This window comes from Priestia sp. RMT2NF4 (assembly GCF_047872835.1).
In the GTDB taxonomy this organism is placed as follows: domain Bacteria; phylum Bacillota; class Bacilli; order Bacillales; family Bacillaceae_H; genus Priestia; species Priestia zanthoxyli.
In genome coordinates, this window is the sequence record NZ_JBLQZO010000015.1 from 36,128 (window position 1) to 45,131 (window position 9,004).

A 9,004-nucleotide genomic window follows, 5' to 3' on the forward strand; every position below is an offset into this window, starting at 1 on the left:
ACTAACAAGTTACCTTTTCATGAGGGTGTACAGTATCTGGATAAATTTCAGTTGGATACTTTCCAGTAAAACATGCCATACACTGTCCGCCGTTGCCTTCATACTGTCTGCCGATTGCGTCTACTAAACCTTCGTTGCTTAAGAAAACAAGTGAATCAGCTTCAATCAATTCACGAATTTCTTCAACAGAGCGCGTAGCAGCAATTAACTCAGAGGATGACGATGTGTCAATTCCATAAAAACATGGATTTTTAATAGGAGGTGAACTGATGCGTACATGTACTTCAGTTGCTCCTGCTTCTCGAAGCATACGAACAATGCGACGGCTTGTTGTGCCGCGAACGATAGAATCATCTACCATGACAACACGTTTACCCTCTACAATTTTACGTACAGGAGACAGCTTCATTTTTACACCTTGTTCACGCAATTCTTGTGAAGGCTGAATGAATGTACGGCCTACGTATCGATTCTTAATTAAACCTAATTCGTATGGAATCCCTGACTGTTCTGCAAAACCAATCGCTGCTGAAATACTTGAATCCGGAACGCCTGTTACAACGTCTGCTTCAATCGGTGACTCAACTGCAAGTTGTTTCCCAAGGTTTTTACGAGCAGAGTGAACATTGATTCCATCAATATTACTATCTGGTCTTGAGAAATAAATATATTCCATACTGCAAATAGCACGGTTTACGTTTAATGTGAATCGCTCTGATTGAATACCTTCATCATTAATAATAAGTAACTCACCAGGCTCTACATCACGCTCATGAACCGCTCCAACAATATCAAACGCACATGTTTCAGAAGCTACTACATAGGCATCACCTAATCGTCCAATTGATAATGGACGCAGTCCGTGAGGATCAAGTGCAACCATCATCGTATCTTCCGTTAAAATAACGAATGCGTATGCGCCTTTAACCATGGATAAAGCATTTTTCACTTTATCTTTCATATCTTCATAGCCGCTTCGTTTAATTAAATGAGCAAGTACTTCTGTATCAGATGTTGATTGGAAAATACTCCCTTGGTTTTCCAGCTGATGCTTTAATGCATTTGCATTAACCAAGTTTCCATTATGAGCTAACGCAAGGCTTCCGCTATGAGAGCGGAAGTGAAGGGGTTGAACATTTTCAAACCCTCCGCCTCCAGCTGTTGCATAACGAACGTGTCCAATTGCTGCTTTACCGTTTAGTTGCTCTAACTCTCCGTGGCCAAATACTTCGTTAACAAGACCGACGCCTTTCATCACTGTCACTTTTTCTCCGTCTGTTACAGCAATACCAGCGCCTTCTTGTCCGCGGTGTTGCAAGCTATGCAAACCGTAATAAGCAATCTGGCTTGCATTTTCATGTCCCCATACACCGAATACGCCACATTCTTCGTTTAAGCCTTTGATTTCAGCAAGCATGGAAGCGCTCCTTTCCAAGCAGTAGTTAATTCTTCAACTGATAATTGAACAAGAACATTTTCTTGATGTTTAACAGTTAATGTTGCGTCTTCTGTTACGCGTCCTACTAATGTTGCATCTTGTACAAGCATTTCGAATTTTTCTTTATTCTCTGGTGAAACCGTTACGACAAAGCGTGATTGTGTTTCACTGAATAGCTCTGCTGTTGCTTCACCGTCTACCGTTACGTTTACGCCTAACCCGCTGCCGTTCATCACTTTTTCAGCTAGGGCTACCGCGAATCCTCCTTCTGCAATATCGTGAGCAGATTGAACTGCACCTTCACGAATTGCTTGAAGAAGCTGATCTTGACGTGTTTTTTCAACCGCTAAATCTAATTTAGGTGACTGGCCGAATACCGTACCGTTTTCTAGTACTTTTTGAAGCTCAGTACCTGCGAATTCTGCTTCAGCTTTACCAATAACATAGATTAAGTCATCTTTTTGCTTCGCATATTGAGTTGTAATATGGTTGATATCGTCGATTAGACCAACCATTCCAATAACAGGAGTTGGGTAAATTGCTTCACCTTTTGTCTCATTGTACAGAGATACGTTACCGCCGATAACCGGAGTCGATAGCTCACGGCAAGCGTCGCTCATACCGTCTGTTGCTTTTTCAATTTGCCAGAAGATTTCTGGCTTTTCAGGGTTGCCGAAGTTTAAGCAGTCTGTAATCGCAAGAGGCTGTGCACCTGAACATACAAGGTTACGAGCAGCTTCTGCCACTGCGATACGGCCGCCTACTTCCGGGTCTAGGTATAAATAGCGAGAGTTACAGTCTGTTGTCATCGCTAATGCTTTATTTGTATCACGTACACGAACAACCGCCGCGTCAGATCCAGGAGATACAACTGTGTTTGTACGTACTTGGTAGTCATATTGGTTGTAAACCCACTCTTTGTTTGCAATCGTAGGCTGTTTTAAAAGCGTTACTAACATATCACTGTGATTTTCAACAGTAGGAGCGTATGCTGACTGCTCTTGGAACTCACGATAGTATGCTGGTTCTTGAGATGGTTTGTGGTATACCGGTGCATCTTCTGCTAATGCATCTACAGGAACATCTGCTACTACTTCTCCGTTATGAGTTAAACGAAGGCGCTTATCGTCGGTTACGTGACCGACTGAAACAGCTTCTAATCCGTATTTTTCAACGATTTCGACGATTTCATTTTCACGGCCTTTTTCAACAACGATGAGCATGCGCTCTTGAGATTCTGAAAGCATCATTTCATATGGTGTCATACCCGTTTCACGCTGAGGTACAAGATCAAGGTTCATTTCAATACCAGAACCTGCTTTACTTGCCATCTCTGCCGAAGAACTTGTTAAGCCCGCAGCACCCATATCTTGAATACCTACTAAAGCGTCACACTTGATAAGCTCTAAGCAAGCTTCAAGAAGAAGTTTTTCCATAAATGGATCTCCTACTTGTACAGCAGGACGTTTTTCATCTGACTGATCAGATAGCTCTTCAGAAGCAAATGTAGCGCCGTGGATACCGTCGCGTCCCGTTTTTGCTCCTACGTACATAACCGTGTTGCCAACGCCTTTAGCTTGACCTTTTTGAATATCTTCGTGGTTAATTAAACCAACACACATAGCGTTAACAAGCGGATTTCCTTCATATGAAGCTTCAAACTGAATTTCTCCACCTACTGTTGGGATTCCTACACAGTTACCGTAACCTGCGATTCCCGCTACTACTTCCTCAAACAAATGACGAACCTTTGGAGATGTTAATTCACCAAAACGTAAAGAGTTTAAAAGTGCAATCGGTCTTGCTCCCATTGAAAAGACGTCACGAATGATGCCACCTACACCAGTTGCTGCTCCTTGATAAGGTTCAATCGCTGATGGATGGTTATGACTTTCGATTTTAAATACAACGGCTTGGTTATCACCAATATCAACGATACCAGCTCCTTCACCAGGACCTTGTAATACTTTTTCACCCGTGATAGGGAATTTTTTCAGTACAGGCTTAGAGTTTTTATAGCTACAGTGCTCTGACCACATAACAGAGAATAAGCCTGTTTCTGTATAGTTAGGAGTACGACCAAGCAGTTGCTCTACATTCGCAAACTCTTCGTCTGTTAATCCCATATCTCGATATAACTTTTGTTCTTTAATTTGCTCTACATTTGGTTCAAGAAGTAACGACATTTTGTTCCCTCCACTGCTTTACGATTGATTGAAATAATTTAAGTCCGTCCGCGCTTCCTAAAAGATCGCTTACCGCTCTTTCTGGGTGAGGCATCATTCCTAATACGTTGCCTGTTTCGTTCGTAATCCCTGCAATATCTTGAAGACTTCCGTTTGGATTATCACCTGCGTATTGGAAAAGAATCTGGTTGTTTTCAATCAATTTTTGTAACGTATGTTCATCACAATAGTAGTTGCCTTCACCGTGTGCCACTGGAATAGCAATTACTTCATCTTTGCCATAAGCATTTGTAAACATTGTTTCGTTATTAGCTACTTTCAAATTCACTGTTTTACAGATGAATTTTAAGTTTTCATTACGGCGCATAGCACCTGGCAGTAATCCTGCTTCTAATAAAATTTGGAATCCATTACATACACCTAGTACTGGCTTTCCTTGGCTTGCTGCTTTTTTTACAGCATCCATTACATTTGAGAAGCGAGCGATAGCACCTGAACGAAGGTAATCTCCATATGAGAAACCACCTGGAAGCAAGATACCATCATATTGATCTAATGATTCTGTATCGTGCCAAACGTAATCTACTTCTTCACCAAGCTCATCTTTGATAGCATGATACATATCTACGTCACAGTTTGATCCTGGAAAAACAATTACAGCAAATTTCACTGTACGACAACCTCCTCAACCTCGTAACGGTAATCTTCAATTACTGTATTAACTAAAAGCTTTTCACACATTTCTTTTACGCGTTCATCTAATGAATCTGTGCTGTCGATTGTTAGCTCTAAAAATTTACCGATGCGTACTTCTTGAACTTCTTCATAAGACATACGGTGCAATGAATTTTTAACGGCTACTCCTTGAGGGTCTAATACACTTTCTCTTAATGTGACAAATACTTTTACTTTATACATGGTTGGGTTATCCTCCGATTCGCTGTAAGATTTTTTCGTATGCTTCTGTTAAACCGCCTAAGTCTCTGCGGAATACATCTTTATCTAATTTTTCGTTCGTATGAACATCCCAGAAGCGGCAAGTGTCAGGTGAAATTTCATCCGCTAAAATAATGTCGCCTTGAGAAGTACGGCCGAATTCTAATTTAAAATCCACTAAGAAAATGTCTTTATCTTTGAAAAATTTCGATAATACTTCGTTGATTTGAAGTGCTTGTGCCTTTAAACTATCAATCTCTTCTTGAGTTGCAGCCTTAAGGAAAATCGCATGTTCTGCAAGAATTAATGGATCACCAAGCGCATCATCTTTGTAGTAAAGTTCAACGATTGGCTGTTCAAAACGAATACCTTCTTCTACGCCAATTCGCTTCGCAAGGCTTCCTGCTGTAGCATTTCGTACAACGACTTCAAGCGGAACAATTTCTACTTTCTTAACCGCCTGTTCATGATCTGAAAGCTGCTTCACAAAGTGAGTTGTAATCCCTTGCTCATGTAACATTGAAAATAGTAAACTACTAATTTGATTGTTCAGCTGTGCTTTTCCGCTAATCTCTGCTTTTTTCTGACCGTTGAATGCTGTAGCTTCATTTTTATAAGCAACCCACAGTACATCTTGCTCATCAGTAGCGTAAATTTTTTTCGCTTTTCCTTCATAAAGTAACTCTTGCTTTTCCATGCTGTCACCTCTACATACAGAATATTCAGATACACTTTCTTAGATAAAGGCAAGGACGTGCCTTGCCTTTTTTATTAAAGACCTAAACGTTCAAAAATCATATCTACATTTTTTAAATGGTGCTTATGATCGAAGCAATCTTCAATCTCTTCTGGCGATAAGTGGCGAGTAATGCGCTCTTCGCCTTCAATTAAAGAACGGAAAGGAACTTGCGTTTCCCATGCTTCCATTGCTTTTGGCTGTACTAAGTCGTATGCTTCTTCACGTACCATACCTTTGTTAATTAATGTTAAAAGTACACGCTGTGAGTAAATTAGCCCTAGTGTACGATCCATGTTGCGCTTCATGTTGTCAGGGAATACTGTTAAGTTTTTAACAATATTTGCAAAACGATTTAACATGTAATTCAAAGCAATCGTTGCATCAGGTAAGATGACACGCTCTGCCGATGAATGAGAGATGTCACGCTCATGCCAAAGCGGTACATTATCATAAGCTGTAACCATATAGCCGCGAATTAAGCGAGCAAGTCCCGTTACGTTCTCAGAACCGATTGGATTACGTTTATGAGGCATTGCAGATGAGCCTTTTTGACCTTTTGCAAAATATTCTTCAACCTCACGTGTTTCACTTTTTTGAAGACCGCGAACTTCTACTGCAAATTTCTCAATAGATGTCGCAATTAACGCTAGTACTGACATATAGTGTGCATGACGGTCACGCTGTAATGTTTGCGTAGAGATTGGTGCTGGTGAAATTCCTAACTTCTCACATACGTATTTTTCAACGAAAGGATCGATGTTAGCGAACGTTCCAACTGCTCCTGACATTTTACCGAATTCCACTTCAGCTGCAGCACGTTTTAAACGCTCTAGGTTACGCTTCATTTCTTCATACCATAATCCCATTTTCAAACCAAATGTCGTTGGCTCAGCGTGTACACCGTGCGTACGTCCCATCATAACCGTATATTTATGTTCTTGAGCTTTTTCCTTTAGTACTTCTACAAAGCGCTCTACGTCACTTAGCAAGATTTCATTAGCTTGCTTTAATAAATAAGATAGAGCTGTATCAACTACGTCAGTTGAAGTCAAACCGTAGTGTACCCACTTGCGCTCTTCACCAAGCGTTTCAGATACTGCACGAGTGAAAGCTACTACGTCATGACGCGTTTCTAGTTCAATTTCATTGATGCGGTTAATATCAAAAGATGCATTTTGACGAATTAACTTCACATCTTCTTTCGGAATATGTCCTAATTCTGACCATGCTTCGCAAGCTAGAATTTCAACTTCTAACCAAGCTTTAAATTTATTTTCTTCTGTCCAAATAGCTGCCATTTCTGGTCTTGTATAACGTTCAATCATGTTGTTACTTCCTCCGTTCTTTCCCAAATTCCTAGAGATTCGGCTTTTTCTATCGCCTCATCTATCTTATCAGCTAATACCGTGATATGTCCCATTTTTCTCTTCTCTTTTGCAACTTTTTTTCCGTACAAATGTAAGTGCATATCATCTAAACATTCGATTTTTGCCATTGTGTTCTCAATATGTTCCCCTAATAGGTTAACCATCACAGCAGGTTTTAATAAAGTCGGCTGTGCTAGGGTCCAGTTACAAATGGCTCTTACATGCTGCTGAAATTGAGAAAGATCACAAGCATTGATTGAATAATGACCTGAGTTATGAGGTCTAGGTGCCATTTCATTTATATAAAGCTGACCTTCTTCAGTTAGGAACATCTCAACTGCTAATGTACCAACTAAATCTAATCCTTTTGCTATTTCTTGCGCATATTGAAGAGCTTTCGCTTCTTGATCTGCTGTAATACGTGCCGGAACAATCGTTTGGTGCAAAATATGATGCTTATGAATGTTCTCAGCTACTGGTAAACATACCGTTTCGCCTTTTGCATTTCGGTGTACAATAACTGATACTTCTTTATCTAAGTTCATCCACTGTTCTACAATGCATTCCGACTGTGCTAATAGCTCAGCTGCTTCACGAATATTATTCTCATTTTTCACTAGAACTTGCCCTTTACCGTCATATCCGCCTCGGCAAGTTTTTACGACACATGGATAACCAATTGTTTCGACAGCTTTTAAAAGTTCTTCTTCAGTCGTAACGATTGCGTAATCAGGAACGTCTAGATTAAGCTTTGTAATCATTTCTTTTTCTAAACGACGATTTTGTGTAACGGCTAGTAAATGACTGCCTTGTGGCACGTAGCATTTTGTTTCTAGCCATTTCATCATCTCAACATCAACGTTTTCAAATTCATAGGTGATGACATCTGACACTTCAGCAAGCTGTTCAACCGCTTTTCTATCATCATAGTTGCCAATGACTTTAATATCTGCTACTTGACCGCAAGGAGAATCTTCTGTTGGTTCAAGCACTGCAATGTAATAACCCATTTCTTTAGCAGATAGTGCAATCATTCTTCCTAGCTGTCCACCGCCTACGATTCCAATTGTTTTACCAGGAGGTATAAGTAAATTAGACAAGTTGATCACTACTTTCTAACACAGATGATTTAATAGACTCTCTACGATTTTCAAGTTGATCACTTAACGTTGGATCCTGTGTTGCTAAGATTTGTGCTGCTAGCAGGCCAGCGTTCGTAGAACCAGCTTTCCCAATAGCTACTGTAGCTACCGGTACGCCGCCTGGCATTTGAACAATCGATAAAAGTGAATCTAAACCGTTTAAGTTACTTGATTTAACGGGTACTCCTATTACAGGTAAAATTGTTTTTGCGGCAATCATACCAGGTAAGTGCGCAGCACCCCCAGCGCCAGCAATAATAACTTTAATCCCTCGTTCTTTCGCTGTTTCAGCATATTCAAACATATAATCCGGCGTTCGATGTGCTGATACAACTTTCTTTTCATATTGAATATTTAATTCATCTAAAATGTCACACGCATATTTCATAGTGCTCCAGTCTGACTGACTGCCCATTACAACAGCAACTTTTACATTCATGAATAAAAGCTCCTTTTTCACGTTATAAAAAAACCTAGGGTAAGTTATGGCTCACTAAAGGAAAGCCACAACTACCCTAGGTTTCATGTATCAACATTCCTTTTGAAAAGGAATCATGTTTACCTATTTAGTAATTGTACTCTCCTCATAGTCCAATGATTTACGGTCATCGGGTAGAGACTCGTGGGCCATATTCCCACTATTATATGAGGTTTCGGATATCTCAATTGACAACTTAATAATAACAGCCAAACTAGAAAAAAGTCAACCTAAAAATCGAATGTTTACTATTTTTATCATTAAAATGTTCGTATTTAGAGACTTTTCCCTTCGAAAACAATCTGTTGCTTTACCGGAACATAGTCCTTTTTACCATTTATTTCTTTTTCTTCAAAAATAGGCTTTTCCATTCGTCGAACAGGCATATACCCATCTTTTTTCATCCGATCTAAACAACTTGCGATTGTTTCATTTTCTTGTAATTCATACAGTACTTTTTTTGATTTCTTACCCAAAATGCAGCCTCCAGTTCGAAAAAAGTTTCTTACAGCGTCAAAAAGAGCTTTTATAACAAAAATTAAATGAATCCACTATAGTGTAACATAATTTAAAAGTTAAATTCATGCTGTAATTTTTAGAAACAAAAAAGACTAGTCATTGAATGACTAGTCTTTTTATTGGCCTGGCAACGTCCTACTCTCACAGGGACAAAGTCCCAACTACCATTGGCGCTAAAGAGCTTAACTTCCGTGTTCGG

General features: G+C 39.7%; 9 protein-coding genes and 1 riboswitch. All 9 genes read right to left on the minus strand.

The genetic code is table 11. The features are described from left to right. Position 1 precedes the first annotated feature (1 nt). A complete protein-coding gene (gene purF / locus ACMX9J_RS26705; protein WP_013055041.1) occupies positions 2 to 1,417 on the minus strand; it encodes an amidophosphoribosyltransferase in 1,416 nt (471 codons plus the stop codon). Continuing rightward, entirely contained in the window at positions 1,393 to 3,624 is a 2,232-nt protein-coding gene (gene purL, locus ACMX9J_RS26710) for a phosphoribosylformylglycinamidine synthase subunit PurL (RefSeq protein ID WP_028412530.1), read from the minus strand. Before purL ends, purF begins: the two co-directional genes overlap by 25 nt. After that, positions 3,608 to 4,294: a phosphoribosylformylglycinamidine synthase subunit PurQ gene (gene purQ / locus ACMX9J_RS26715; protein WP_013055039.1), complete on the minus strand. Its 687-nt coding sequence runs from the start codon at positions 4,292 to 4,294 to the stop codon at positions 3,608 to 3,610. The genes purL and purQ overlap by 17 nt, the downstream gene beginning before the upstream one ends. Continuing rightward, the gene (gene purS / locus ACMX9J_RS26720) at positions 4,291 to 4,542 is read right to left on the minus strand and encodes a phosphoribosylformylglycinamidine synthase subunit PurS (RefSeq protein WP_014461938.1); all 252 of its coding nucleotides are present in this window, start codon (positions 4,540 to 4,542) and stop codon (positions 4,291 to 4,293) included. The genes purQ and purS overlap by 4 nt, the downstream gene beginning before the upstream one ends. A gap of 7 nt (positions 4,543 to 4,549) precedes the next feature. Continuing rightward, positions 4,550 to 5,257, minus strand: coding sequence for a phosphoribosylaminoimidazolesuccinocarboxamide synthase (gene purC / locus ACMX9J_RS26725; RefSeq protein ID WP_028412531.1), 708 nt, complete (start codon positions 5,255 to 5,257; stop codon positions 4,550 to 4,552). A 74-nt stretch (positions 5,258 to 5,331) separates the two neighbouring features. Next, positions 5,332 to 6,624 (minus strand): adenylosuccinate lyase, encoded by a 1,293-nt coding sequence (gene purB / locus ACMX9J_RS26730; protein ID WP_013055036.1) that lies wholly within the window; start codon positions 6,622 to 6,624, stop codon positions 5,332 to 5,334. Then, entirely contained in the window at positions 6,621 to 7,766 is a 1,146-nt protein-coding gene (purK, locus tag ACMX9J_RS26735; RefSeq protein ID WP_013081438.1) for a 5-(carboxyamino)imidazole ribonucleotide synthase, read from the minus strand. Before purK ends, purB begins: the two co-directional genes overlap by 4 nt. Then, complete coding sequence (gene purE / locus ACMX9J_RS26740) at positions 7,759 to 8,247, minus strand: 5-(carboxyamino)imidazole ribonucleotide mutase (RefSeq protein WP_028412533.1); 489 nt, start codon at positions 8,245 to 8,247, stop codon at positions 7,759 to 7,761. The genes purK and purE overlap by 8 nt, the downstream gene beginning before the upstream one ends. 128 nt (positions 8,248 to 8,375) lie before the next feature. Beyond that, a riboswitch (purine riboswitch) is annotated at positions 8,376 to 8,477 on the minus strand. An 84-nt stretch (positions 8,478 to 8,561) separates the two neighbouring features. Next, positions 8,562 to 8,762 (minus strand): NETI motif-containing protein, encoded by a 201-nt coding sequence (locus ACMX9J_RS26745; protein ID WP_016762769.1) that lies wholly within the window; start codon positions 8,760 to 8,762, stop codon positions 8,562 to 8,564. Positions 8,763 to 9,004 lie beyond the last annotated feature (242 nt).

Coding starts and splice junctions, on each gene's coding strand:
- purS (WP_014461938.1), bottom strand. CDS start 4,542: ATGTATAAAGTAAAAGTATTTGTCACATTAAGAGAAAGTGTATTAGAC.
- purL (WP_028412530.1), bottom strand. CDS start 3,624: ATGTCGTTACTTCTTGAACCAAATGTAGAGCAAATTAAAGAACAAAAG.
- purC (WP_028412531.1), bottom strand. CDS start 5,257: ATGGAAAAGCAAGAGTTACTTTATGAAGGAAAAGCGAAAAAAATTTAC.
- purB (WP_013055036.1), bottom strand. CDS start 6,624: ATGATTGAACGTTATACAAGACCAGAAATGGCAGCTATTTGGACAGAA.
- purE (WP_028412533.1), bottom strand. CDS start 8,247: ATGAATGTAAAAGTTGCTGTTGTAATGGGCAGTCAGTCAGACTGGAGC.
- purF (WP_013055041.1), bottom strand. CDS start 1,417: ATGCTTGCTGAAATCAAAGGCTTAAACGAAGAATGTGGCGTATTCGGT.